This is a genomic window from Congregibacter sp., from assembly GCF_965660375.1.
Taxonomy (GTDB): domain Bacteria; phylum Pseudomonadota; class Gammaproteobacteria; order Pseudomonadales; family Halieaceae; genus Congregibacter.
Genome location: NZ_CBFHZO010000098.1, coordinates 1 through 23,051 on the forward strand (window position 1 = coordinate 1; position 23,051 = coordinate 23,051).

General features: G+C 59.1%; 26 protein-coding genes and 1 pseudogene. 10 read left to right on the forward strand and 17 right to left on the reverse strand.

What is annotated here, in order from left to right:
• Both ACTG3T_RS09245 and ACTG3T_RS09250 read left to right on the forward strand, forming a co-directional pair.
• Positions 1 to 472 (forward strand): annotated as a pseudogene (locus ACTG3T_RS09245) (sodium-dependent transporter); the annotation flags it as partial.
• Positions 473 to 487: 15 nt separating this feature from the next.
• The gene (locus ACTG3T_RS09250) at positions 488 to 1,876 is read left to right on the forward strand and encodes an alanine/glycine:cation symporter family protein (protein WP_439101979.1); all 1,389 of its coding nucleotides are present in this window, start codon (positions 488 to 490) and stop codon (positions 1,874 to 1,876) included.
• A 6-nt stretch (positions 1,877 to 1,882) separates the two neighbouring features.
• Here the strand turns inward: ACTG3T_RS09250 and cls are convergent, their stop codons facing one another.
• Positions 1,883 to 3,319, reverse strand: coding sequence for a cardiolipin synthase (gene cls / locus ACTG3T_RS09255; protein ID WP_439101980.1), 1,437 nt, complete (start codon positions 3,317 to 3,319; stop codon positions 1,883 to 1,885).
• 476 nt (positions 3,320 to 3,795) lie between these two features.
• Between cls and ACTG3T_RS09260 the strand changes: the two genes are divergently transcribed.
• Positions 3,796 to 4,980, forward strand: a complete 1,185-nt coding sequence (locus ACTG3T_RS09260) for a pyridoxal phosphate-dependent aminotransferase (RefSeq protein ID WP_439101981.1) — start codon at positions 3,796 to 3,798, stop codon at positions 4,978 to 4,980.
• A gap of 33 nt (positions 4,981 to 5,013) precedes the next feature.
• Here ACTG3T_RS09260 and ACTG3T_RS09265 read toward each other — a convergent pair whose 3' ends face one another.
• The 6 genes from ACTG3T_RS09265 to ACTG3T_RS09290 form a co-directional block, all read right to left on the reverse strand.
• A complete protein-coding gene (locus ACTG3T_RS09265; RefSeq protein WP_439101982.1) occupies positions 5,014 to 6,111 on the reverse strand; it encodes a S1C family serine protease in 1,098 nt (365 codons plus the stop codon).
• A gap of 5 nt (positions 6,112 to 6,116) precedes the next feature.
• Positions 6,117 to 6,863, reverse strand: a complete 747-nt coding sequence (locus ACTG3T_RS09270; RefSeq protein ID WP_439101983.1) for a DUF1499 domain-containing protein — start codon at positions 6,861 to 6,863, stop codon at positions 6,117 to 6,119.
• A 35-nt stretch (positions 6,864 to 6,898) separates the two neighbouring features.
• Complete coding sequence (gene htpX / locus ACTG3T_RS09275; protein WP_439101984.1) at positions 6,899 to 7,783, reverse strand: protease HtpX; 885 nt, start codon at positions 7,781 to 7,783, stop codon at positions 6,899 to 6,901.
• 164 nt (positions 7,784 to 7,947) lie between these two features.
• On the reverse strand, positions 7,948 to 8,352 hold the full coding sequence (locus tag ACTG3T_RS09280) for a hypothetical protein (RefSeq protein ID WP_439101985.1): 405 nt from the start codon (positions 8,350 to 8,352) through the stop codon (positions 7,948 to 7,950).
• Positions 8,353 to 8,471: 119 nt separating this feature from the next.
• On the reverse strand, positions 8,472 to 9,179 hold the full coding sequence (locus ACTG3T_RS09285; protein WP_439101986.1) for a molecular chaperone DnaJ: 708 nt from the start codon (positions 9,177 to 9,179) through the stop codon (positions 8,472 to 8,474).
• 22 nt (positions 9,180 to 9,201) lie between these two features.
• On the reverse strand, positions 9,202 to 9,888 hold the full coding sequence (locus ACTG3T_RS09290; protein WP_439101987.1) for a hypothetical protein: 687 nt from the start codon (positions 9,886 to 9,888) through the stop codon (positions 9,202 to 9,204).
• A 125-nt stretch (positions 9,889 to 10,013) separates the two neighbouring features.
• Between ACTG3T_RS09290 and msrA the strand changes: the two genes are divergently transcribed.
• Positions 10,014 to 10,670 (forward strand): peptide-methionine (S)-S-oxide reductase MsrA, encoded by a 657-nt coding sequence (msrA, locus tag ACTG3T_RS09295; protein WP_439101988.1) that lies wholly within the window; start codon positions 10,014 to 10,016, stop codon positions 10,668 to 10,670.
• A gap of 9 nt (positions 10,671 to 10,679) precedes the next feature.
• On the opposite strand, the gene ACTG3T_RS09300 is transcribed toward msrA, so the two are convergent.
• The 3 genes from ACTG3T_RS09300 to rimO form a co-directional block, all read right to left on the reverse strand.
• Complete coding sequence (locus ACTG3T_RS09300; RefSeq protein WP_439101989.1) at positions 10,680 to 11,123, reverse strand: CBS domain-containing protein; 444 nt, start codon at positions 11,121 to 11,123, stop codon at positions 10,680 to 10,682.
• Positions 11,124 to 11,307: 184 nt separating this feature from the next.
• Positions 11,308 to 12,042 carry a 16S rRNA (uracil(1498)-N(3))-methyltransferase gene (locus tag ACTG3T_RS09305; RefSeq protein WP_439101990.1) on the reverse strand — a complete coding sequence of 245 codons (735 nt, stop codon included), beginning with the start codon at positions 12,040 to 12,042 and terminating at the stop codon, positions 11,308 to 11,310.
• A 5-nt stretch (positions 12,043 to 12,047) separates the two neighbouring features.
• Entirely contained in the window at positions 12,048 to 13,439 is a 1,392-nt protein-coding gene (gene rimO / locus ACTG3T_RS09310; protein WP_439101991.1) for a 30S ribosomal protein S12 methylthiotransferase RimO, read from the reverse strand.
• A 92-nt stretch (positions 13,440 to 13,531) separates the two neighbouring features.
• Here rimO and ACTG3T_RS09315 point away from each other — a divergent pair, with 92 nt between their 5' ends.
• Positions 13,532 to 14,305: a crotonase/enoyl-CoA hydratase family protein gene (locus ACTG3T_RS09315; RefSeq protein ID WP_439101992.1), complete on the forward strand. Its 774-nt coding sequence runs from the start codon at positions 13,532 to 13,534 to the stop codon at positions 14,303 to 14,305.
• A 65-nt stretch (positions 14,306 to 14,370) separates the two neighbouring features.
• Here the strand turns inward: ACTG3T_RS09315 and ACTG3T_RS09320 are convergent, their stop codons facing one another.
• The gene (locus ACTG3T_RS09320) at positions 14,371 to 14,874 is read right to left on the reverse strand and encodes a DUF2244 domain-containing protein (RefSeq protein ID WP_439101993.1); all 504 of its coding nucleotides are present in this window, start codon (positions 14,872 to 14,874) and stop codon (positions 14,371 to 14,373) included.
• A gap of 129 nt (positions 14,875 to 15,003) precedes the next feature.
• On the opposite strand from ACTG3T_RS09320, the gene ACTG3T_RS09325 reads away from it, so the two are divergent.
• Complete coding sequence (locus tag ACTG3T_RS09325; RefSeq protein ID WP_439101994.1) at positions 15,004 to 15,801, forward strand: sulfurtransferase; 798 nt, start codon at positions 15,004 to 15,006, stop codon at positions 15,799 to 15,801.
• 30 nt (positions 15,802 to 15,831) lie between these two features.
• On the opposite strand, the gene ACTG3T_RS09330 is transcribed toward ACTG3T_RS09325, so the two are convergent.
• The 6 genes from ACTG3T_RS09330 to ACTG3T_RS09355 are packed head-to-tail and all read right to left on the reverse strand — an operon-like array spanning position 15,832 to position 19,661.
• Positions 15,832 to 16,530, reverse strand: coding sequence for an RluA family pseudouridine synthase (locus ACTG3T_RS09330; protein ID WP_439101995.1), 699 nt, complete (start codon positions 16,528 to 16,530; stop codon positions 15,832 to 15,834).
• 12 nt (positions 16,531 to 16,542) lie between these two features.
• Positions 16,543 to 17,307: a pyridoxine 5'-phosphate synthase gene (locus ACTG3T_RS09335; RefSeq protein ID WP_439101996.1), complete on the reverse strand. Its 765-nt coding sequence runs from the start codon at positions 17,305 to 17,307 to the stop codon at positions 16,543 to 16,545.
• Positions 17,304 to 17,906, reverse strand: coding sequence for a peptidylprolyl isomerase (locus ACTG3T_RS09340; protein WP_439101997.1), 603 nt, complete (start codon positions 17,904 to 17,906; stop codon positions 17,304 to 17,306). The genes ACTG3T_RS09335 and ACTG3T_RS09340 overlap by 4 nt, the downstream gene beginning before the upstream one ends.
• A 35-nt stretch (positions 17,907 to 17,941) precedes the next feature.
• Entirely contained in the window at positions 17,942 to 18,607 is a 666-nt protein-coding gene (locus tag ACTG3T_RS09345) for a TIGR04211 family SH3 domain-containing protein (RefSeq protein ID WP_439101998.1), read from the reverse strand.
• A gap of 40 nt (positions 18,608 to 18,647) precedes the next feature.
• A complete protein-coding gene (locus tag ACTG3T_RS09350) occupies positions 18,648 to 18,947 on the reverse strand; it encodes a YciI family protein (RefSeq protein WP_439101999.1) in 300 nt (99 codons plus the stop codon).
• 15 nt (positions 18,948 to 18,962) lie between these two features.
• The gene (locus tag ACTG3T_RS09355) at positions 18,963 to 19,661 is read right to left on the reverse strand and encodes an inner membrane-spanning protein YciB (protein ID WP_439102000.1); all 699 of its coding nucleotides are present in this window, start codon (positions 19,659 to 19,661) and stop codon (positions 18,963 to 18,965) included.
• Here ACTG3T_RS09355 and ACTG3T_RS09360 point away from each other — a divergent pair.
• From ACTG3T_RS09360 to rluB, 4 genes are read left to right on the forward strand one after another with little or no spacing between them, the layout of a single operon-like run.
• Positions 19,660 to 20,286: an L-threonylcarbamoyladenylate synthase gene (locus tag ACTG3T_RS09360; RefSeq protein ID WP_439102001.1), complete on the forward strand. Its 627-nt coding sequence runs from the start codon at positions 19,660 to 19,662 to the stop codon at positions 20,284 to 20,286. The two genes, ACTG3T_RS09355 and ACTG3T_RS09360, sit on opposite strands and share 2 nt — an antisense overlap.
• Before the next feature lie 43 nt (positions 20,287 to 20,329).
• Positions 20,330 to 21,211: a segregation and condensation protein A gene (locus ACTG3T_RS09365; protein ID WP_439102002.1), complete on the forward strand. Its 882-nt coding sequence runs from the start codon at positions 20,330 to 20,332 to the stop codon at positions 21,209 to 21,211.
• Positions 21,208 to 22,059, forward strand: a complete 852-nt coding sequence (gene scpB / locus ACTG3T_RS09370; protein WP_439102003.1) for an SMC-Scp complex subunit ScpB — start codon at positions 21,208 to 21,210, stop codon at positions 22,057 to 22,059. The genes ACTG3T_RS09365 and scpB overlap by 4 nt, the downstream gene beginning before the upstream one ends.
• Complete coding sequence (gene rluB, locus ACTG3T_RS09375; protein WP_439102004.1) at positions 22,046 to 23,044, forward strand: 23S rRNA pseudouridine(2605) synthase RluB; 999 nt, start codon at positions 22,046 to 22,048, stop codon at positions 23,042 to 23,044. The genes scpB and rluB overlap by 14 nt, the downstream gene beginning before the upstream one ends.
• The last annotated feature ends 7 nt before the right edge of the window (positions 23,045 to 23,051 follow it).

Below are 23,051 nucleotides of genomic sequence, written 5' to 3' on the forward strand. Positions count from 1 at the left end.
CCAGACGCTGCCCGTGGCTTTTGCCCAGATGCCCGGTGGCTACGTCTTCGCGGTGCTGTTCTTTTTGATGCTCTCCGTGGCGGGTATTACGTCCATGGTGGGGCTGGTGGAATCGGTAAACTCCTGGATTGAAGAGCACTATGGCATTTCCCGGCACAAGAGCGCCATGATCGTTGTGGGCTCTGTAGCGGTGCTGAGCATCCTCAGCATTCTGTCCTATAACGTCATGGATGAGCTCCGTTTAGGTGATCGAAACTTCAATGACGTGATGGATTATTTCTCCAACCAGATTCTGCTGCCCCTTGGCGGCCTGTTCATCGCAATTTTTTCGGGCTGGTTTATGCATCGGGAATATTCGAGAGATGAGTTCACATCCCTGGGCTCGACGGGTTACGCAATCTGGTATTTCCTGATTCGCTACATCGTTCCGCCGGCGCTGCTGATTATCTTTGTTTTAGGCGTTGCTGAGTAGACGCGGGGAACCACTATGTTAGCAATGCTGAGTGATCTTCTCTGGAGCAAGGTGCTGGTTGTGATGCTGGTGGGCATCGGTCTGTACTTCACCATTGCTTCCCGCTTTGTGCAGTTCCGTTACTTTGGCCGGATGTTCGCGGTGCTCGGCTCAGCCCTGCACCATGAAAAGGGCCATGTCAGCTCCTTTCAGGCGTTGGTAGTCAGCGTGGCCGGTCGCGTTGGCGGCGGCAATATCGCCGGCGTCGCGGTAGCCATTACCCTGGGGGGACCCGGTGCCGTTTTCTGGATGTGGGTTATCGGCCTCATGGGTATGGCCACCAGTTTCTTTGAATGCTCTCTGGCACAGTTGTACAAGCGTTATGAACCCGACGGCACTTTTCGGGGTGGGCCCGCTTATTACCTCACCCGGGGCATCAATCAGCGGGGACTGGCGGTCATCTACTCGCTATTGCTGTTGATAACCTTCGGCTTCGGCTTCAACGCCGTGCAGTCCTATGTGGTAGCCACGTCCCTGGATGTGTCCTTTGGCGTACCCACCTGGGCCAGCGGGCTGGCCCTCGTGGTGTTTCTTGGCTTTGTGATTTTTGGGGGAATACAGCGTATTGCCGCCGTATCCGAGATTGTCGTACCGGTGATGGCCGTGAGCTACTTTGCCTGTGCCCTGCTTGTTATCGGTATCAATATTCAGGAGGTTCCGGCGGCTTTTGCCACGATTGTCAGCAGCGCTTTTGGCCTTGATTCTGCACTGGGCGGCGGTATCGGCGTGGCTATCATGCAGGGGGTAAAGCGCGGTCTGTTCAGCAATGAAGCGGGTTTGGGCAGTGCGCCCAACGTGGCGGCGGTTGCCTTTGTCCCCCACCCTGCGAATCAGGGCATTGTCCAGGCTTTCAGCGTGTTCATCGACACCATCATCATGTGTAGCTGTACGGCGCTGATCATTCTCCTGTCGGATGTCTACCAACCGGGTGACGCCGGCGTATCGGGAGTGGCACTTACGCAAAGTGCCCTGGCGGAGCACCTTGGTGCCTGGGGGGGAAGCTTTGTGAGTATCGCGCTGGTGATGTTTGCCTTCAGTTCCATCATGTACAACTACTATCTCGGCGAGAATGCCCTGAACTATTTCAGTGAATCCAATCGCAAGGTGTTTGCCGTGTTCCGGGTTACAGTGCTCGGGTTGGTGTTCTGGGGGGCCGCTCAGGATCTGGGGACGGTGTTTGGCTTTGCTGACCTGACCATGGGCCTTCTCGGGGTGGTAAACCTTATCGGTCTGCTCTGGATGTCCAAATTAGCCCTGCGACTCTTAAAGGATTACGACGATCAACTTGCCGATGGTAAGACTCCCCGACTCAATGCCGATGATTTTGCGGATCTGGATATTGATCGGCGGGCCTGGCCCGACTGAGTGCTGCTACAAAACCGGGGACATAAGTCGCGCGGCGGCTATAGCCAGGGGAAACCAAAACGGTTTACCCGCCAGTTCTTCCGCAGTCACGTGCCGTGATTGATCGAAGTCATTCAAGAGCATGGCCTCCACCTCATCGCAAAAGGTCGAGTCGTGCACCAGTGCGGTGATTTCAAAGTTCAGGCGAAAGGACCGGTTGTCAAAGTTAGCGGTGCCGACGCCCGCGAGTTCTCTGTCCAGTAACAAGACTTTTTGGTGCATAAATGCAGGCTCGTAGCGATAAACCGCGACGCCTGCCGGCAATAGTTCCCGGGTGAAGGACCAGTTTGCCAGGCCAACCACAGGACCGTCAGCTTTATCGGGGATCATCACCCGAACGTCGACGCCCCGCAGTGCCGCCAGCTGTAGCGCAGCAATAATGCCGCGGTCCGGAACAAAGTAAGGACTGGCGATCCAGATGCGATCCTGGGCCTGGGTAATGACCTGATGAAACATCAGGCCGGCTTCATCAAACTCGCTGGCCGGATCTGAGGGAAACAGCAGCACCGAGCATTTACCGCCTGCGTCCCGCGGCATCTCCCAATTGAGGTCCAGCTGTTCCCGCCGTGCCCACAACCAGTCCGTTGCGAAGGTAAGCTCTGCACCAATCACTGCAGGCCCCCGGAGTTTTATGTGGGTGTCGCGCCAGGGGCCGCGCTTTTGGTCTTCCCCCAGATACTCCACGCCCACGTTGTGTCCGCCTATCCATGCGGCGACGCCATCGACCACGACGACTTTACGGTGGTTGCGGAAGTTGAGCTGGAAGCGGTTTCGTCGTCCGCGAGTGGTGTTGAAAGCGGCGAGCTCGACGCCGGCTTCTTCGAGCTGCCGGTGAAGCGTGGTTTTATCAAAGCCGCGGGACCCCACCTCGTCATAGAGGAGGTGAATATGGACGCCGGCCTGCGCCTTGGCAGCCAGTAGCTCGCCCAGGCGCCTTCCCAGGGCGTCATCACGCAAAATGTAAAACTGAAAGAGCACGTAACGCTCCGCATCGCGAATGCCGGCCTCTATGCTGTCAAAAGTGTTAATGCCATCAACGAGGAGTTCAACGGTGTTTCCCCGCACCGTAGGGAGTCTCGCAAGACGATGGAGGCTGCGGTAAAAGGCTGCGGATGCGTCCCTCGCCTGAAAATCGAAGAGTTCGCTCCGGGGGATCCGTAGTCGCGATTCAGCCTGGGCTTCTATCTGTTCCCGCTCCTGAATATAGCCCTCGAATTTGTTGCGTCCGAAGACCAGGTACAGCGGCACGCTGACGTAAGGCAATGTCAGCAATGAAACCACCCAGGCGATGGAACCCTGGGCAGTGCGTGCCTGGAGGATGGCATCGATGGCACTGGCAATAGCGCCCAGGTAGACCACCGTCAAAACGACGCCGATAATCTCGGGGCTGTAGTTGATTTCCATTATGGGAGTCTAGCAGCGCCCGGGAACCCGGTCGCTCATAGAAGTTTGCAAAAAAAAGGGTTTTTTGAAGGGCTGAATTTGAAAGGCTGAGCAAGACGACTGGAAGCTAAGGCTTTGAGTCGGCGTTTTTGCCGTCCGATTGCGATGCCGAAGGCGTAGTTCCCGATTTAGACTCTCCCGATTTAGACTCTCCCGATACAGCCTCTCTCGATACAGCCTCTCTCGATACAGCCTCTCCCGGTACAGTCTCCCCGGGGATAAACTGGATAATTGCCATTGTCAGCAAAAACAGGCTCAGCAGCAGCCACCTCATCGTCCGTTTTCTGTCTTTCACACCACCCATCCTTCCCTGAGCTTTTTCCTGTCATTGTCTCGCCGACTGTCACAGTCGCTGAAGAAGATTAGCATGCAGGGGGCACAAGTTCAGAACCTTGCTGCGGTATAATTCGCGGCCAAATTTTTCAGGTTGTATAGGTATGTTTACCCCCAGCTACGCTCGCATCACTGAGCGACTTTCCGCCGACGGCAGCGACGTCTGGGCTGTTCATGACAGAGCGCTTGAGATGCAGCGCAATGGCGATGACGTCATCCTCCTGTCCGTGGGCGACCCGGATTTTAGAACCCCGGAGCCGATCATCGATAATGCGGTGAGCCACCTCCGGGTAGGTCGCACCCACTACTCGCCATCCCTCGGAGAGATCAAACTTCGCCGTGCGGTGGCCGACCTGGAGACAAGAACCTCTCCCTATCCCTGTAGCGCGGACGAGGTTGCTATCTTCCCCGGGGCAACCTCGGCTATTTATGCTGTCATGTCCTGCCTGCTCGATCCCGGTGACGAGATCGTGGTGCCGGAGCCCATGTACGTGGGATATGTGCCAATTTTTCAGGGACTGGATCTTGATGTTCGCACGGTTCCCCTGGAGGTGCAGGATGATTTTGCCCTCGATGTCGGCGCCCTGAAAGCGTCGATCAGTGACAAAACGCGAGTGCTGTTTATCAATACGCCGGGGAATCCGACGGGGGCAATTATCCCCGCCGCTGATATACGGGAACTTGCCAACTATTGTCGCGAACGGGATATCTGGTTCGTCTGTGACGAGGTTTACTCCATGTTCTGCTACGAGGGTAAACACGTGTCCGCCCGGGCCAGCGCGGAGTCTCTCGAAAACATTGTGATGATTGACGGCCTGTCCAAGTCCCACGCCATGAGCGGTTGGCGGATCGGCTGGGTAGTGGCTCCGCCCACGCTGATTCAGCGACTTGGGGATTATGCGGGTGCCACGCTGTTTGGGAGCCCCCAGTTTATCCAGGACGCCAGCGCCTTTGCCCTGGAGAACGACCAGCAATATGTCCGGGAGATGCGGGACGAGTATCGCAAGCGTCGGGACTACGTGCTGCATAAACTCGCAAAAGTAGAGAACATCCGATGCAGTCGTCCTCATGCCGGTATGTTTGTTATGTGTGACGTTAGCGCCACGGGACTTGATGGCAGGACCTTTGCGGAGCAGTTGCTGACGGAGCAGGCGGTGTCAGTGATTCCCGGTGATGCTTTCGGTCCTTCCGCTGGGAACTTTGTTCGCCTGGGGCTGGCGCAAAATCATGCGGTTCTCAAACGTGCCTGCAAGCGTATCAGGGAATTCTGCGCGGCGATCCAGAGATGATGGAATGGGGCGTGCTCGGGGGCACCTGCCTGCTTACTGCGACTCGGTGAGCACCACTTCGAAATCAAACTCCCGGTCGCCGCGGCGGGCCCGAACAGAGACTGCATCGCCGGCTTTGTGGCGCTCCATTAGGGAGAGGTAGTCATCGTGGCTATTGATGGTCTCCCCATCGATGGCAACGATGATGTCACCCAGCAGTAAATCACCGCGGCTGCCGCGGGAAATCCCCCGAATACCGGCCTCCGCTGCAGGAAGCCCGGGAAACACCCTGACCACGGGGATGCCCTTGATACCGTAGCGGCGGCGCCAGCGGTCGCTGGCAAGCTCAATGCCCATGATGGGACGGAGAATGCGACCGTAGCTGATGAGCTGTGGCACCACCTCCCGCACCGTGTTGACCGGAATGGCGAAACCAATACCTGCACTGGCACCACTGGGACTGAAAATCGCGGTGTTTACACCGATAAGCTGCCCCAGGGAGTTGAGCAGGGGGCCGCCGGAGTTCCCGGGATTGATCGCGGCGTCTGTCTGTACCACGCCCCGTATTTGCCGTCCGCTGGGGGCGCGAATTTCTCTCCCCAGGGCACTGACAACGCCGGTGGTAAGCGTTGTATCCAGCCCAAAGGGGTTGCCGATGGCCAGGACTTTTCTGCCCACGGACAGCTCCGTGGAGTCACCCAGGGGGAGGGTGGTGAGATCCGGTGGCGGATCCAGCAGACGGAGCACCGCGAGATCTTTTTCCGGGGCGCTGCCTATGAGTTCCGCCGCGTAGCTGTTGCCGTTCTGCAAGGTCACCTGCATCCGACTGGCGTCAGCCACCACATGATAATTGGTCACTATGAGACCGCTGTCGTGCCAGACAAAGCCCGACCCCGAGCCTTTGGGTATTTCCATCACATCCATGGAGAAACGGCTGCGACGGCGGAGCGTCGTGGTTGTGACATACACCACCGCAGGACTCGCTTTGCTGAATATTTCTGTGCTGTTCGCCTCGTCTTCCGTGGCAAAGCTCAGGTAGTCGACGGCTTCGTCAGCCTGGACGGGGCCCGTTGCCTGGACGAAGATAGCCAGCAGACCGCCGAGGAGCGCAGGGTGCAGCACTGATGACATTTGCTGGAGACGGCGAAGCATGGCGATCAACTGCCGGCTGCGGCCTGAAAGGCGGATACAAAATCCCGGATGCGCTGGGCATTCGCTCCGAGATCACTCACGCCCACTCTCGACACGGAGCGGAGGTCGATGAGGCTTCCTTCCGCATTGGTCCGCACGCGAATCACCACATCATCCTTGAATTGCATGATGGGGGTGGTGTCCACAGCTTCCACAAAGCCCCCGTTGGGGTCTTCATGCACGATCTCCCATCCCAGCTCCCGAGCAGTGGTCAGCGCCAGGTTGTAGCTACTTGCATAGGAACGGGGGCTCTCGATGGTGCCAAGATCAGGATAAGCCTGCCGCTGCTGCTCAATAACCTCCTCCGTTAACGCCAGCGGGTTACTGCTGTCGCCGCGGAGTTCGACGATTCTTGTAAAGGCGGGAGGGTCCTGAAGATCCGTGCTGATATTGTGGATCGGCGGAGCTGCTCCGCCCTGCATGGCCAGAAGGAGAAACGCGGCGCCCGGGAGCGCCGGAAGTGCCCCTTTGAATATGCGTCTGCGCTCGTCCCGCCAGCGCGGCAAAAGGCTTTGTACCGCCATGAACGCCAGCACAAGCGCACTGAGCAATCCTGCGATGGCGCACATGAGTAGTCCCTGCTGCCAGTTTCCGCTGCGCACAATAAGAACCGACAGCGCCAGCATCAGCAGAAAAAACCAGGCAAAGTAGCCGGGCCAATGAATCCAGGCGCTGGGACCGGGGCTGGAACCGGGGCTCGAAGTGTCTCTCATGGTCGTCTGCCTCTATGGGTGTAAAAACGCTTCTGTCAGACGCCGCTGCGCAGTGCGGCGATGCGTTGCTCCAGGGGGGGGTGGGAGCTGAACAGAGCTTTGAACCCCTGCTTCGCTGATTCACTGATACCAAACGCCGTGAGTTCACCGGGGAGGTCCTGGGAGACCTCCTGATTGCCCCGCAGTCGTTCCAGGGCAGCGATCATGTCGCCCCGCCCGGCGAGGGTAGCGCCGGCCTTGTCAGCGCGGAACTCACGCCACCGGGAAAACTTGAAAACGATGATGCTCGCGAAAATGCCCAGGACAATCTCGGCGACAATGGATACCACAAAATAGCCGATGCCATATCCCCGCTCTGTTTTGAAGACTACCCGGTCAACGGTGTGCCCGATGATTCGAGCCAGGAACATCACGAAAGTATTCACCACGCCCTGAATGAGCGTGAGGGTCACCATGTCTCCATTTGCTACGTGGCCGATCTCGTGGCCAATGACCGCCCGGATTTCGTTTGCCGGAAATCGTTTAAGCATGCCGGCACTGATCGCCACGAGGGCCGCGTTTCGGTTCCAGCCGGTGGCAAAGGCGTTGGGCGACTCTGAGGGAAAAACACCGACCTCGGGCATGCCGATACCTGCCTCGCTCGCCAGCTCTCCCACGGTATCCACGAGCCACTGTTCGTCGCGATTGCGCGGCTTTTCGATGATGTAGGTGCCGGTGCCGCGCTTGGCCATCCATTTGGACAGAAACAGGGAGATCAGCGAGCCGCCCATGCCGAAAAGACCGCAAAACACCAGAAGCGCCTTGAGGTTCAGGTCGACGCCGTTCTCCGCGAGGATGCCCTCGAAACCCAGGAGCGTAAAAATCGTCCCGACAAGAATCAGAACGGCAAAGTTTGTGGCGAGGAACAGCAGTATGCGCATCTCTTTATACCTGTGATATCCGTTCGCTTTTCTTAGATGGGGGATGAGTCCCCGATTTCAAGCTGGAAGTGCAATCTACCTTGCACGCCCCGCGTGCCGTGAACCAGATCCTTGCGCTCTTGATGGGACTGAGAAACACGCAGCCGAGGTTAAGGTCATAAACGTCAGACCGCTGCACTCAGGGGAGGTTCCTCATCGCGGTCCTCGGATTCTGAAGATGGCGCTTCGGATGCTTCCTCCGGCACAGCTTCCTGCTGTCCCTGTGCCGCTTTATCTGCAGCCTTTGCTGCCGCTTTCTCCGCTGCCTTTTCCGCTGCTTTGTCGGCCAGGGTCGGCGTCTGGTGTGGGCTTGCTTCGATGACAGGCTCCTGGCGTTCATCCAGCTCGCAGAGTAGAACTTCGCCCCGCAGGTCGATGTCCTTGGCGCTCAACTCCACCAGTTGATTCACAGCCTCATCGCGGTGCTTGGTCTTCAAAACGCGTTGGGGCTCCCGGCCATCAACCCATTCCCCGGCGCGGGTCCAGAACTGGCCTAACTGATTTTGGATGATAAATACTTCATCGCTCATGCTGCTGAGGTTCCTCTTTTTAATGTTACTGACTGTTGTAAACACCTCTGCCCGAGCGAAGGCAAAACCGCCCGACAGTGATTCTTTGCCCAGGTACTGGAGGCGGCCTCCAGTGTCTTCTAATTGTGTACCAGAAAATCCTTGGCCTGATTAATTTTTGCGGCGAGATAGTCTGAGCCACCACGGTCAGGATGGAGTTTTTGCATCAGTTTCCGATGGGCGTCGACGATGGCATCTTCGCCGGCATCATCATCAAGTCCGAGGATCTCCAGCGCCTCTTTACGGTTCATGGCACCGCTGGTGGGGGGGGGGCGGGGCGTGTCCTCCCGGGCTTCATCCTGAAAGCGTTGCTCCAAATAGCCATCAAGCAGCTGCAAGGATTCCGCATCCTCATTTTCGCAATACTGGCGCAGGGAATCGAGCTGCTGCCGATCCATTTCTTCAAGGCGCCAATTCTTGTGGGGACCCTCAAGGACTTCGCCGGACAAAGCGCCAGTCTCGTGATCGAGGTGCATGCGCAGTATGCGCGTGGAGACTGTTGATTGCTGGTTTGCGCTGGAGCCCTGCGACTTCAGCGACGACAGTATGGGGAACAGGCGAAGGAGTAGCGGCAGGGATTGGCGTGCAAACACCAGAAAGCCAGTGATGGCAGCACCAACCCAGTGCATCTTGCCGGCGAGGGTCAGCAGTATGACCACCACCACCGCTGCGCCCAAGCCCAGCTTGAAATATTCGCCGCGCCGGAGATGGGGCGGCATGGAAGCAACCCGTCGCAGCAGAATGTATGCAACGGCGCCTACGGCGAGCAGTAAAATCAATCTGGGCATGACACTCTCATTGTTTGGGTTACTAGCTTTTTAGCTGCTCGAGGAGGCGCCGTGCCTCCGCGCTTGGATTGTTCTCAAGAGCCTTTCGACCCCCGGCCGCATAGCGGGCCACGGCGCCCAGCAGCTCGCGCAATCGCCTGGCACTGCTATGATCGAAGTGCTCATAGGCGCCGCCGCTTAGACGCGCCATGGTCTCAAAGCAGCGCTTCACCGCCGCATCGTAGCCCTCCTGAAAGATAAACAGGGGCAGGGACTGGAGACGACAGCGGCCTGCCAGATCCTGCAGGGTCGTGACATTCTCTTCCACCGCGTCGCCTATGAATACCAGCGCCTTCGCATTGCCTGCAGCCTGCTGTTTCAAGGCTGCGCGCAAAAGCGGTCCTATCTGGGTACGCCCCGCGGCGCATTGTACGCGGCTCATGCGCTGCGCCAAGGCGGCGGCATCACTCTGCCAGGGTTCCATCTGCAGTTCGCCGATGCCGCGATAATAGGCCAGTTGGATAGACAGCGATGCGTGGTCGTTGGCCACCGCAAACATGTCCGCCTGTAAATCACAGGCCAGATCCCAGGTGGCCTGACGGCTTGCGGTGGCATCGATGGCGAATATGAGCCTCGATTGCCCCGCGCTGAACTGCTGGACGGTTCGCGCCCGCGCAAGAAACGCCTTTACGTCGCCGGTCTTAGCCGGTTTAGCGGGGGTGCGGGGCATCGTGGAAGTGAACCGACATGATGCGAGAATGGTATACCCTTGGGGACAGGGCTCCAAGCGACGTGAACGCCACTTTCGAGCCTTTTGAGAGACGGGCCTTTTGAGAACAAGCAGGGAGACGAGTCGTGAAGTTGTTTGAATTGCGTAAGAAGCATGCCCTTCCCACAGCAGACAAGGCGCTGCCGGGACGGGATACACCCATGCCCGTGGCGGAGCGGCATCACGTGCTGGACGCGCCCCTCCGCGGTCCCTTTCCCGAGCACCTGCATCAGGTAGTGTTTGGCATGGGCTGTTTTTGGGGGGTAGAGCGGATTTTCTGGCAGTTGGACGGCGTCTACACCACGGCCGCAGGGTATGCCGGTGGTCACACAGCCAACCCCAGCTATGAGGAGGTGTGCTCCGGCCGAACGGGGCATACCGAGGCCGTGTTAGTGGTGTTTGACCCCGCGCTAGTGAGCCTTGATGAGCTGCTGCGACATTTTTGGGAAGGACATGATCCGACCCAGGGTATGCGGCAGGGTAACGATCTGGGTACGCAGTACCGGTCCGCTATTTATGCGTCGGATAAAGAGCAACTTCAGGCTGCGCAAGAAAGCATGATAACTTTTCAGCAGGAGCTGGAGGCGGCGGGTTACGGGAGTATCACCACGGAAGTGGATATGGCCGGGGCTTTCTATTATGCCGAGGACTACCACCAGCAGTATCTGAGCAAAAACCCCGGTGGCTACTGTGGTCTGGGTGGTACCGGAGTGAGTTGTCCCAGTGGCTTGGATGTTGCCTGACTTCCCGCGTTAAAAATCATCCTCGGGTTCCGCCATCTCCAGTTGCTCCATGAGCGCGATGGCGACTTCGAGGAAGTCTGAATCGCTAATGATGCCCACCAGCTCGCCGTCGCGGGTTACGGGCAGGCAGCCCAGGCGTTGCTTGCGTAGATATCCCGCGACCGCCCGGAGTTCTGCGTCTTCTGTGACGCTCTGCACCGGCGATGTCATGACCGCTGACAGGGCAACGTAATTCTCTTTGCCCCCGCTTTGTAGATCTTCGTGTACCAGTCGGGAGTCGCTTGCGGCGAGCACATCCCGATGGGAAACGACACCAATGACGTTGCCATCGTTGGCCACGATGGGCACATGCCTGATGTGATGCTCGCGCATAAGCGATGCCGCATCCTGGAGACTGTCATCGGGACCCAGCGTGTAGGGCTGAGCGGTCATTATTTCAGCAACACTTAACATATCCCATCCTCGCTTGCTCAAAGCTACAGTCACTCCATGAATACATCACCAGCGGTAATCCGCGCATGGACGACTAACGCACCGCACCGTGAACAGGCGCGGACTCCTGACACTCAATGTAGGGAATACCGCCGTATGAGACATTGATCCCCGTCAAGAATCGGCGGGATGTTTGCTCCACGGTTTATTCGGCAGACGGGGCGCCGTGTCCTGCGAGGTGCCGTCCCACGGCACAGTGAAGCGCGGTCTCTACGCGCAGCATGCGGGGACCCAGAGATACGGGGCGCGCCCCGGCTTTTACGATCAGTTCCCGTTCAAAAGGTATGAACCCTCCTTCGGGGCCGAGGGTGAGCAGGCTGGGTGATGATGGCGAGACCGGGTACTGTTCCGCCGCGCCGATGTCTCCCAGCAGCGCATCGCAGCCGTCACAAAGCGAAGGAAGGCTATCTTCGGCAAAGGGGCGAAACCGTCGGTGCAGGTGAACCTGCGGCATGCGGGTATCCATGGCCTGCTCCAGCCCTGAAAGGAGCGCCTCTTGCAGCGCCGGCTGCAGCAGCAGGGGGCTTTGCCAGTAGCTTTTCTCCACCCGAAAGCTGTTGATGAGGTGAATGTGTTTGATACCGGTTTCCGCCATCCCACGGAGAATACGTCGGAGCATCTTGGGACGGGGGAGGGCCATAACCACGGTGAGGGGCAGCGGTCGCGGGGGCGGCTGATCCAGCGAAACCTCGATGACGGCAAGATCATCATCGATGGAACGCACAGTGCCTTTGCCTACTTTCCCGTTGAGCTGACCTACACGAACATTGTCGCCCGGTTGGAGCTTGAGCACCCTATTGAGGTGCCGCAGGCGACGCCCGCAGAGCTTCAACTCATTGTTGGCGCCCAGCTCCTCTGCTTCAAAAATCAGCAGGTTCACGGTGGCTAGTCAATCCAGAGGTCATATTCGTCGGCGCGGGATACCGTGCCTCGCACCCAGTCGCCGGGTGTCAGGTCCGAGGCGCCGGGGATATGCACACGTCCATCAATTTCCGGTGCATCAGCACTGGAGCGGCCCATGGCCCCCTCTGAGTCTACGCTGTCGATGAGGACTTCGATTTCCCGGCCGACCTTCTCCTGGAGGCGTCGCGCACTGATGGCCTGCTGGCGGAGCATAAAGCGCTCGTAACGCTCCTGCTTGATCTTTTCGGGGACATGGTCAGCGAGCTCGTTCGCAGCCGCGCCGGTGACCGGGGAGTATTGAAAACATCCGACACGATCGAGTTGCGCTTCGTCGAGAAAATCGAGCAACTCCTCAAATTCTGCGTCCGTCTCCCCGGGAAAGCCCACGATAAACGTGCTGCGCAACGTGATGTCGGGACATTGGGTACGCCAGTTGTGAATACGGTTCAACACCTTTTCCGTGGCTGCCGGACGACGCATGCGCTTGAGCACCGCGTGGCTGGCGTGCTGAAAGGGAATGTCCAGGTAGGGCAGGATCTTGCCTTCTGCCATGAGGGGAATGATTTTGTCGACGTGGGGGTAGGGGTACACATAGTGCAGTCGCACCCAGACACCCAGTTCACCCAGTGCGCTGCACAGGCTCTCCATGCGGGTCGACAGCGGACGGCCCTGCCAGAATCCCGTGCGGTATTTCAGATCCACGCCATAGGCGCTGGTGTCCTGGGAAATAACCAGCAGTTCGCGGACACCAGAGCGCACCAGAGCTTCTGCCTCATCCATCACATCACCAATGGGACGGCTAACGAGGTCGCCGCGCATGGAGGGAATAATGCAAAAGCTGCAGCGATGGTTGCAGCCCTCGGAAATTTTGAGGTAAGCGTAGTGGCGGGGTGTAAGCCGCACGGTAGATGCGGGAATCAGGTCCGTAAAAACATCTTTGGGCGGTGGCGCCGGGACATACTCGTGCACCGCTGACACCACCTCTTCATAGGCAGCGGGTCCCGTGACTGAGAGGACCTTGGGATGCTCGGCGCGAATGCGTTCGGCGTCTGCGCCTTTGCCCATGCAGCCAGTCACAATAACCCGCCCATTTTCGGCGATGGCTTCGCCGATGGCCGCCAGGGACTCTTCCTTCGCGCTGTCGATAAAGCCGCAGGTATTGACGACCACCAGCTCGGCATCGGTGTAGCTGCCGACAATGTTGTAGCCATCCAGCTTGAGTTGCGACAGGATCCGCTCTGAATCCACCAGCGCCTTCGGGCAGCCGAGGCTCACAAAGCCGACATTGCTGTCCTTCAGGTCTTTATGGTCTTGCACATGAGGGTTAGCGGTGCCCGCGGGGGACCCCGGGATGTTGCCAGATTCAGAAGACATAGATTGGGTCGATTGGTAAAAGCGCGAAGGGTAGCATGGTCCACCCTGCGCAAAAGAGTATCAACGGCGCGCCCTCAACAGGAGAAAAAACGATGACCGTATTGGTGGAGCGCCGGGGGCGAGTTCTGAAGGTCGCTATCAACCGCCCGGATAGCCGAAATGCCGTTGATCGACCGACGGCGGCACTGCTGGCGCGGGCTTTCAAAGATTTTGATGGCGATGACTCGCTGGACGTTGCGGTGCTCTGCGGTGAGGGCGGTACTTTTTGCGCGGGTGCGGACCTCAAGGCGGTGGCCAGCGGCGAAAATATGAACCGTATGGAGGCCGCGGGTGATGGTCCCATGGGGCCGTCACGGCTGCAGCTGAGTAAGCCGGTGATTGCCGCGGTGGACGGACACGCTGTGGCCGGTGGTCTGGAGCTTGCGCTGTGGTGCGATTTGCGGGTGGCTGACCCCGATGCGGTGCTGGGGGTCTTCTGCCGTCGCTGGGGCGTCCCCCTCATTGATGGCGGCACGGTGCGTCTGCCGCGGCTTATCGGTGAGTCCCGGGCCATGGATATGATCCTTACGGGCCGGCCGGTTGGCGCTCAGGAGGCGTTGGATATGGGCTTGGTTAATCGCCTGTCCGCACCGGGCGAGGCCCTGGCATCGGCTCTGGCCCTCGCGGAGGAGCTCACCGCGTTTCCTCAGGCCTGCATGCGCGCTGACCGTGCCAGCGCAGTGACTCAGTGGTCGCTCAGCGAGGAGGCCGCGCTGTCCCGGGAGTTTGCCGGGGGTGAAGCGGTGGTCAACAGCGGTGAAACCCTAAAGGGCGCGGCGCGTTTCAGCGGTGGCCTTGGACGCCACGGTGATTTTGATGCGATCTGAACAAGGGGTTGGCCGCGCGTTAGCAGCTGCTGGTTTTCCGGCGCTCGTTTTCGGGCAATGGTCTGCTAGAGCTTGATGCGGCTCACGGGACTATGGGTCCTCACAAGAAGCTCCTTGCGCAGCAGGGCCATGAGCGACAGGCAGTCATCGCGGTTTAGAAACTCACCTACTCTCACCGTTTCCTCATTGCCATGCACCGATAGCCCGGGCCCCTCCCAGGGGTGCTTCTCCGGGGTAATCGCCAGCGCGACCTGATCCCGGCTGAAACGCCATCGTCGCTTCGGTGCGTAGTGGCCCTTGTCAATGGACACGACGCTGTCGTCCAGGGTGATGACGTGGCGGTATTCGAGCTTCCAGTTGACGTAGTAGAGCGCCGCTGCGAGGGCAAAAAGCTCTGCGCCGGCAAAGGGCAGAATCGGCCAGGCACCCAGGGCGGTAAATCCGATTGCCGCGCCGAGAGACGGCACGGAGACAGCCAGGAGCGCGAACTTATTGTTGCGCCAGCTCGAGGAGTGATTGGGTTTCGCGATGATTACCAGCGAAGCATCGCTGCGGCTGCTGCTGACCACTGATGGCTATCCTTCTATGATGCGGCCTAACTGTAATGGCCAGAGTATAGTGCACCTTGAATGGCGCACACAGCGACCGCGTCCGTGACGGGCGCTCTGCGCAACAGCTGTTTGGGAGGACCAAAACCAATGACAGGATTTCTTAAGGCTGCCGAGATCGAAGGTTTTAAGGGCGTGGTTCTGGACTGCCGGTTTGCGCTTAACGATCCTGCCGCCGGTCGCGGGAGTTACGAGTCCGGGCATATCCCCGGCGCCCGGTATCTTGATCTCGCAAAGGACATGTCTGCACCGGTACAGGAGCATGGCGGCCGGCATCCGCTGCCAGATCCCCGGGTGTTTGCCCAGACCCTGGCAGCGCTGGGGATTGATCACAGCACCGATGTGTTGCTTTACGACGATTCGCGCTTTGTTTTTGCGGCGCGCTGCTGGTGGATGATGCGGGCTCTCGGATATCGTGAACCGCTAGTCCTCAGCGGTGGCTATAGCGCCTGGCTGGCCCGGGGAGAAGAGCCGTCCACGGCCGCTGCCCCAGGAAAAACAGCAGTCGCCCCACCGGTGCCCGCAGCCTGGCCCGGCTGCTGCGACAAAGAACAGTTAGCTGAGCTGCAGGCGCGTTCGGCGGTGCTCGTGGATGCCCGCGAGGGGCAGCGCTACCGCGGCGAGCATGAGCCCATTGATCCCGTTGCCGGGCATATTCCCGGGGCCATCAATCTGCCGTGGCAGAGTTTTAGCAACGAGCAAGGTGATTTTCTGGATGCCGAGGCTTTGCGGGCGCTCTGGGGTGAGACCCTGGGTGCCTCACCCCTGGTGGTGTATTGCGGCTCCGGGGTGTCAGCCTGTGTCAACGTGCTTTCCCTGGCGCTTCTGGGTCGTGATGATGTGTGGCTGTATGGCGGTAGCTGGAGTGACTGGTGTAGCTATCTGTAGCGTTGCGGTAAAACCTTGGCCGTACAGCGCTTAAAACGGCGCGGGGCAGTGCCCCACCAATTTTTGCCCGCTGACGGGGTGAGGGAAGGCGATGCGAGTGGCGTGGAGCATGAGTCGGGGGGCGGCTCCCAGAATAGCGGGAGGTGCGTACATGTCGCACCCTAAAATGGGGTGGCCCATTTCCCGGCAGTGAATGCGCAGCTGATGGGTGCGCCCGGTGGCCGGCTGTAGCTCCAGAAGGCTGTTGCCGTTTTCCCGGGCAAGCACCTTGAAGTAGGTCAGGGACTTCTTGCCGGTCTCGGCACAGATTTTCTGCAGAGGCCTGTTTTCCCAATCCCTCGCGATGGGCAGCTCAATTTTTCCTGCATCATCGGCGACGGTGCCGGCAACCCAGGCCCGGTAGTGTTTATCGACCCTGCGTTCCTGAAACAGCCGTGATAGCGCCCCCTGTGCGGCTTTGCCCCGGGCGACCATCATGATGCCCGAGGTATCCAGATCCAGCCGATGAACCACCAGGGCGTCCGGATAGCGATCCTGAAGCCGCGTAATCATGCAATCGTGATTCAGTGGGTGTCGACCGGGCACCGATAGGAGCAGGTCCGGCTTGTGGATCAGAAGCAGGGACTCGTCAACGTAGATGACTTTGACGGGCTCGGGGCTGTGGGGAACCAGGTAGGGAGGCAGTTCCTGTGAATCCTCGGTGGTCTGCGAGGCTGCGGGCGCTTTCACTAAGCTGCCTCGTCACGAACCCGCGAGGGCTGCCCGGTAAGCTTTCACGGCGGCGGGCATGCCCATGCGCAGCGCGTCCACGGTGAGTGCGTGACCGATGGATACTTCCAACAGGCCCGGCAGATCCCTGAACAGAGGCAGGTTCTGCAGGTTGAGATCATGCCCTGCATTGATGCCTAGACCCGCTTCCAGAGCCGCTTCCGCCGTCTGTTGAAAGCGCTCATAGCATTCTCGAACACCCTGTCCACGGCTCACGGCCTCCGCAAAGGACTCGGTGTAAAGCTCTATACGGTCTGCGCCTATGGCGGCGGCAACCGCCATTTGCTCGGGCTCCGGGTCCATAAACAGGCTGCTGCGGACACCCAGGGAGCGCAGCTCAGCGAGCACCGGCTCCAGCTCCTCCGCCTTTGCTCGCAGGTCAAAACCGTGGTCCGAGGTCAGCTGTGCATCGCCGTCCGGTACCAGGGTGCACTGGGCGGGACGTAACTCCCGGATCAGGTCCATAAACCCTGGGTAGTCGCTGACACCTTGCCGATCACTGCTTCGTGGTCCCGCAAAGGGGTTGCCCTCAATGTTGAATTCCACCGTCAACATAGCGGCAAGATCCCGGCAGTCGTCGGCGCGGATATGGCGTTGATCGGGGCGCGGGTGCACGGTGATGCCATGGGCGCCGGCGTCGATGCACAGCGCGGCGTGCTCAGGGACGCTGGGTATAGTGGTGTCCCGGGAGTTCCTGATGAGCGCGATCTTGTTGAGGTTAACCGATAGGGCGATCACAGCAGGCTCCTGCGCTCGATCTTGGTGATGATCACGGGGTCGATGGGGACATTGCCATGGGGGCCAATGGCCTGCACGGGCGACGTGCTGATGTAATCCACGGTACTCATGCCATCGACGACCTCGCCGAACACCGTGTATCCGGGAGCACCCGGCTGCCAGTCCAGGCGGAGGTTGGTGCGCTGGTTGATAAAAAACTGGGCGGTGGCGGAGTCTGGATCGGAGGTGCGCGCCATAGCCAGCGTGCCCCGAACATTGTGCAGACGATTCTTGGATTCATTAACCACGGGTTCCCCTACAGGCTTTTCTGCCATATCCGGCGTTAGCCCACCGCCCTGAATCATGAAGTTGGGGATGACGCGATGGAAAATCGTGCCATCGTAGAATCCGTCCTCAACATAGCTGAGAAAGTTCTCTACCGTCAGGGGAGCTTTGTCACGAAACAGGCGCACGGTAATCGCGCCAACATTGGTAGTGATGACCACCTGGGGATTGGGCAAGGGCGTCTCCGAGGACGATTGCGCGAGGGTGGCAGGTGCGGTCATGCCCAGCAGCAGTGCCGCACAAGCAAGCTTGATAAAACGGGAAAATGCGATCATGGGTTCTCCTTGGTGAACGGTGGGCAAAGACAGTACTACGCCCAGCTGGAGCTGCTTTTGCGTTTGGGCCAGAGACGGGGCACAACGAGAGTGATGATGACTCCCAGGAGCACGGCAAAAGCACCATCCATAAATGCACTGCTGCGCACGCGATCCTGAAGACGCTGGTTATCGGCCTGCAGCGTGTCCAGCGTCGTGCGCATGGTCGCTGATTCTTCCACGAGACGGCGATTGTTTTCTGCGGTTTCCACGGCGCTACCGGAAATCTGCCGAAGCTGCGCCAGCTCCTCACTGACCTGCTGCAGATTGGCATTACTTTTTGCCAGCTGGACGCTCACTTCCTTTTGTTCTGACTGGAGCTCGGCAAGACTGCTGCGAAGCTCTGCGGATTCCTGCTGCGCTTCTTCAAGCTGTCGCACCACGGAGGGCAGGCGGACCTGCGCGGGGGGCTCGGCAGACAGGTACTCAGCCTGTACCCAGCCTTCGGTGCCCCGGGTAGTGGCGACCTCGGCCCAGTTGCCATCGGTGGATCGGCGTTTCTCGATAAGCTCTGTGCCCGGTATGAGCTTGCCCAGCCAGCGGTAATTGGAGCCCGGTCCTGCATGCAGGACCACGAAAACTTCATCACTGATGTAGCGGGATTCCTGAGCCTGGACGAATGCGCTTGCGCTCAGCAGCAAGATCAGAATAGCGCGGATCACAGTTACTCCTTGTTTGTGGTGTAGGTGCATATTGCTGTGCCTAGGGGATTACGATTTTGAAAGGTTTCACGTCAACGCTGGCGAATACGCCGGAGGTGCTGTAAGGGTCTTCGCTGGCCCAGCGCTGCGCGTCCTCGAGGGACGGAAACTCGGCAATGATGAGGCTGCCGGTAAAGCCGGCTTCGCCGGGGTCCTCGCTGTCGATGGCGGGGTGAGGCCCGCCCACAAGGACCCGGCCCTGATCCGCCAGTGCCTGAACGCGTGCCAGATGCTCCTCGCGAACCTGCATGCGCAAGGGTAGACTGTTCGGGACGTCGGTACCGAAAATGGCGTAGTACATTATTTTTAGCTCCAGTCAGTCGCCGTCGGTGTTTGCCGCCGACTCTTCAGCCTGCAGGTGGGGACTCACCAGCACGGCGGTCAACACCGTCAGCAGCAGCGTAAACCCGATAGCGGAGTACAGTTTATAGCTGACCCAGGTCGCCTCGCTGTAACCGTAGGCCACATAGAGGTTGAGGGCGCCAACGATGAGAAAGTTACTCACCCATAACACATTGAGTTTTGCCCACACGGCTTTGGGAAGTTCCAGCTGGGCACCAAGGGTGCGCTCGAGCAGGTTGCGATCTCCGATAAAATGAAAAACCCCAAAGGCAATGGCCAGGGCCCAATTGAAGATCGTGGGTTTCCACTGGATAAATGTCTGGTCACGCAGTATCAATGTGGCGCCACCGAATACGCTCACCGCCACGAAGGTCCACAGGCTGCGCTTGTCCCAGAATCCGCTGGCAACGCGTGCTATGAGTATCTGCAACGCGGTGGCACCGATAAGTACTGCGGTCGCGCTGAAAATGCCGTCAAACTCGTGCTGCCATCCGCCCAGCACAAGGATTTCTCCATCGAGCTGGTAGACGATAAAGAACAGAGCTATAGGGATAAATTCGAGGAGTTGTTTCATGCCAATCGCCAGACCGGTCTGCAGTGCTAGAATGCCGCGCAGTCCCAAAGGGGGCGCATTGTAAAACAAATCCCGAGGTCGCGCGGAGCAGACTTCCATGAGTCAGTTCTTCCAGATACATCCCGATAACCCCCAGGCCCGCCTTGTTCGTCAGGCGGCGGACATTGTCCGTGGTGGAGGGGTCATCGTGTATCCCACCGATTCGGCCTATGCCCTGGGCTGTCACATCGGGGACAAGGCGGCCCTGGATCGTATCCGCCGCATTCGAAAGCTAGATGACCGGCATAATTTCACCCTGGTCTGCCGGGATCTCTCAGAAATCGCGACCTACGCCCGGGTGGACAACTCTGTATATCGCCTGTTGAAGCAACACACGCCGGGCCCCTATACCTTTATTCTCCGCGCAACGACCGAGGTGCCTCGTCGCCTCATGCAGGCAAAGCGCAAAACTGTCGGTCTCCGCGTTCCCGAAAATGCCATTACCCAGGCGCTGCTGGGAGATCTCGGGGAGCCGCTGATGAGCGTGTCGCTGATTATGCCGGGGGATGAGCTGCCGCTGATCGATCCCTATGAGATCCGCGAGTTACTGGAGCATGAGGTGGATCTGGTCATCGACGGCGGTTACTGCGGTATGGAAGCGACCACGGTTGTGGATCTAGCTGATGAGGAGCCCATGGTGCTCCGCGCCGGCAAGGGTGACCCAACGCCGTTTGAGGCTCTTTGAGGCCCGCTGAGGTATACTGGCGTGATCTTTTGAAGGTATTTCTGTGACTAACGAGACTCAAGAATTAGCGCCTCTTAACCCCCCTGTAAGCCCTTCCGGAAGTCCCTCTGGAAGCGCCGCCGCAGTGGGGCCGGAATTACCGACCCAGTCCGAAATGCCCTTTGCCGTGGTCATGGGGAAGGCGGTCACCGAGCTGCCCAAGGATCTTTACATTCCGCCCCAGGCTCTGGAAGTGTTTTTGGAGGCCTTTGAGGGTCCTTTGGATCTTCTGCTCTATCTCATCCGGCGCCAGAATCTCGACATTCTCGAGATCGATGTCTCGCGCATCACCGAGCAATACATGCATTACGTTGACCTGATGGATGCCATGCAGTTTGAGCTGGCGGCGGAATACCTGCTCATGGCGGCGATGCTGGCGGAGATCAAGTCGCGCATGTTGTTGCCCCGCGCGACCACTGACGAAGAGGATGAGGAAGACCCTCGGGCGCAGCTGATTCGCCGGCTGCAGGAATACGAACGCTTTAAAAAAGCCGCGGAAGAAATCGAAGAGCTGCCCCGCATGGAGCGCGACACCTGGGTGGCAAGCGCTGCGCCACCCCCGGTGGAGCAGGAACGCCCCGCGCCGGATGTGGATATGCGCGAGCTGCTGCTGGTGCTTTCGGATGTGCTCAAGCGGGCGCAGATGTACGAAAGTCATCAGGTGCAGCGCGAGGCGCTGTCTACCCGGGAGCGCATGTCCCAGGTGCTCGACAAACTTCAGGGCAGGCAGTTTGTTCCTTTTGTTTCCCTGTTTTCTGCAGAGGAGGGCAAGCTGGGTGTTGTCGTGACCTTCCTGGCAATTATGGAGCTGATAAAAGAATCCTTGGTTGAGATTGTTCAGACAGACAGTTTTGGCCCGATACATGTGAAGGGGCGCGCCGAATGAGTGAAAGCACGACACTGGTGCAGATAATTGAGGCAGCACTGCTGGCGGCGGGCAAACCCCTGACCGTTGCTCAGCTCGGGGCTCTGTTTGAGGAGCACGAGCGGCCGGCAAACGACGATATTCGCGGGGCATTGGAAGAGGTGCGCGAGCGCTGCGAAGGTCGGGGTTTCGAATTGGTAGATGTCGCCAGCGGCTTTCGCCTTCAGGTGCGGGAGCAAATGAGTCCCTGGGTGAGCCGGCTGTGGCAGGAGCGCCCCCAGAAATATTCCCGGGCGCTGCTGGAAACGCTGGCCCTTGTGGCCTATCGCCAGCCCATCACCCGGGGCGAGATCGAGGAAATCCGCGGGGTGGCGGTAAGTACCAATATTATCCGCACCCTCCACGAGCGCGACTGGATCCGCGTGGTGGGGCACCGCGATGTGCCCGGGCGTCCCGCCATGTACGCCACGACCCGGGACTTTCTCGATTACTTTAATTTGAAAAGTCTAGACCAGTTGCCTGCACTGGCGGACATTCGCGACCTGGAAACCCTGAACGCGGAGCTGGGATTCAGTGAACCTCTGCCCGAGGCTGCAAATGCCGAATCCTCACAGGAAGAAGAATTATCATCAGATGAAGACTCTGCCACCGAGACCTCGTCGGAGCCCGGAGAAAGCGGCGGCGCTGCGGGAGCTATAGAGAGTGCAGAGAGCATAGAAAATACAGATAGCGAAGAGCACGCAGACATCATTGCCGCTCCAGCTGATAGCGAGAGGGTGTCCTCCGACGAGAAGCTTGTAGGGTCACAAGAGTCTAAAGCGCTGTCCGGGTCCGATGAGCAAGTGCAGGCGAAGCATGGCCAAGGCTGATAAGAACGAGGAACAAACCGGGGACAGCGTGCCAAAGGACGGCGAAAAGCTGCAAAAAGTCCTGGCCCGCTCGGGGCTGGGTTCCCGCCGGGAGATGGAGCGCTGGATCGAGCAGGATCGCGTCACTATTGACGGCAAAGCAGCGCGCCTGGGCGATCGTGTGGTCGCCGCGCAGCGCATCGAAGTCGATGGTCGGCCCCTCGTTGCCAGTGACGGAGAAAAGACCCGCTGCCTGCTCTATCACAAGCCCACCGGCGAAGTGTGTTCGCGAAAGGACCCCGAAGGCCGGCGCACGGTGTTCGAGCGGCTTCCAAAGGTTAAGTCGGGACGTTGGATTTCCATCGGGCGTCTGGATTACAACACCTCGGGCTTGCTCCTGTTTACCACCGACGGTGAGCTTGCCAACGCGCTCATGCATCCCAGCGCAAACATCGAGCGGGAGTACATGGTCCGCGTCATGGGTGACGTCACGGAAGACCACATCAAGGCAATGCTCGAGGGCGTGATGCTGGAAGACGGTGTTGCGCGCTTTACGGATATTCAGTCCGGAGGCGGCGACGGCATCAATAGCTGGTACTACGTTGTGCTGATGGAAGGCCGCAATCGCGAGGTGCGCCGCCTTTGGGAGTCTCAGGGCCTCACCGTGTCGCGTCTCAAGCGGGTGCGCTACGGCGATCTTTTTGTACCCTCTAAAGTGAAGAAAGGGCAGTGGCAGGAGCTGGCTCCCAACGAAATCAATGGTCTCTATCGCATGGCAGGGATGCAGGCCAAGGACGTGGAGCCCCCTTCGAGGGAAGATCGCAGCAAGCACAAGCGTATGGAAGGAAAGCGCGGACGTGTCCGCGGCCAGAAGCATTCAAAACCCGCAAGAAGTGCTGGGGATGGTCGCGACAAGCGTAGCGACAAATCGTCAAAGGTCCGCAAACCTCGCGCAACGAAAGGGGATGGCTCGCCCGCAAAAAACAAGCGTCGCACCCGCGACTAGCTAACGC

Coding starts and splice junctions, on each gene's coding strand:
- ACTG3T_RS09250 (WP_439101979.1), top strand. CDS start 488: ATGTTAGCAATGCTGAGTGATCTTCTCTGGAGCAAGGTGCTGGTTGTG.
- cls (WP_439101980.1), bottom strand. CDS start 3,319: ATGGAAATCAACTACAGCCCCGAGATTATCGGCGTCGTTTTGACGGTG.
- ACTG3T_RS09260 (WP_439101981.1), top strand. CDS start 3,796: ATGTTTACCCCCAGCTACGCTCGCATCACTGAGCGACTTTCCGCCGAC.
- ACTG3T_RS09265 (WP_439101982.1), bottom strand. CDS start 6,111: ATGCTTCGCCGTCTCCAGCAAATGTCATCAGTGCTGCACCCTGCGCTC.
- ACTG3T_RS09270 (WP_439101983.1), bottom strand. CDS start 6,863: ATGAGAGACACTTCGAGCCCCGGTTCCAGCCCCGGTCCCAGCGCCTGG.
- htpX (WP_439101984.1), bottom strand. CDS start 7,783: ATGCGCATACTGCTGTTCCTCGCCACAAACTTTGCCGTTCTGATTCTT.
- ACTG3T_RS09280 (WP_439101985.1), bottom strand. CDS start 8,352: ATGAGCGATGAAGTATTTATCATCCAAAATCAGTTAGGCCAGTTCTGG.
- ACTG3T_RS09285 (WP_439101986.1), bottom strand. CDS start 9,179: ATGCCCAGATTGATTTTACTGCTCGCCGTAGGCGCCGTTGCATACATT.
- ACTG3T_RS09290 (WP_439101987.1), bottom strand. CDS start 9,888: ATGCCCCGCACCCCCGCTAAACCGGCTAAGACCGGCGACGTAAAGGCG.
- ACTG3T_RS09300 (WP_439101989.1), bottom strand. CDS start 11,123: ATGTTAAGTGTTGCTGAAATAATGACCGCTCAGCCCTACACGCTGGGT.
- rimO (WP_439101991.1), bottom strand. CDS start 13,439: ATGTCTTCTGAATCTGGCAACATCCCGGGGTCCCCCGCGGGCACCGCT.
- ACTG3T_RS09315 (WP_439101992.1), top strand. CDS start 13,532: ATGACCGTATTGGTGGAGCGCCGGGGGCGAGTTCTGAAGGTCGCTATC.
- ACTG3T_RS09325 (WP_439101994.1), top strand. CDS start 15,004: ATGACAGGATTTCTTAAGGCTGCCGAGATCGAAGGTTTTAAGGGCGTG.
- ACTG3T_RS09340 (WP_439101997.1), bottom strand. CDS start 17,906: ATGATCGCATTTTCCCGTTTTATCAAGCTTGCTTGTGCGGCACTGCTG.
- ACTG3T_RS09350 (WP_439101999.1), bottom strand. CDS start 18,947: ATGTACTACGCCATTTTCGGTACCGACGTCCCGAACAGTCTACCCTTG.
- ACTG3T_RS09360 (WP_439102001.1), top strand. CDS start 19,660: ATGAGTCAGTTCTTCCAGATACATCCCGATAACCCCCAGGCCCGCCTT.
- ACTG3T_RS09355 (WP_439102000.1), bottom strand. CDS start 19,661: ATGGAAGTCTGCTCCGCGCGACCTCGGGATTTGTTTTACAATGCGCCC.
- scpB (WP_439102003.1), top strand. CDS start 21,208: ATGAGTGAAAGCACGACACTGGTGCAGATAATTGAGGCAGCACTGCTG.
- rluB (WP_439102004.1), top strand. CDS start 22,046: ATGGCCAAGGCTGATAAGAACGAGGAACAAACCGGGGACAGCGTGCCA.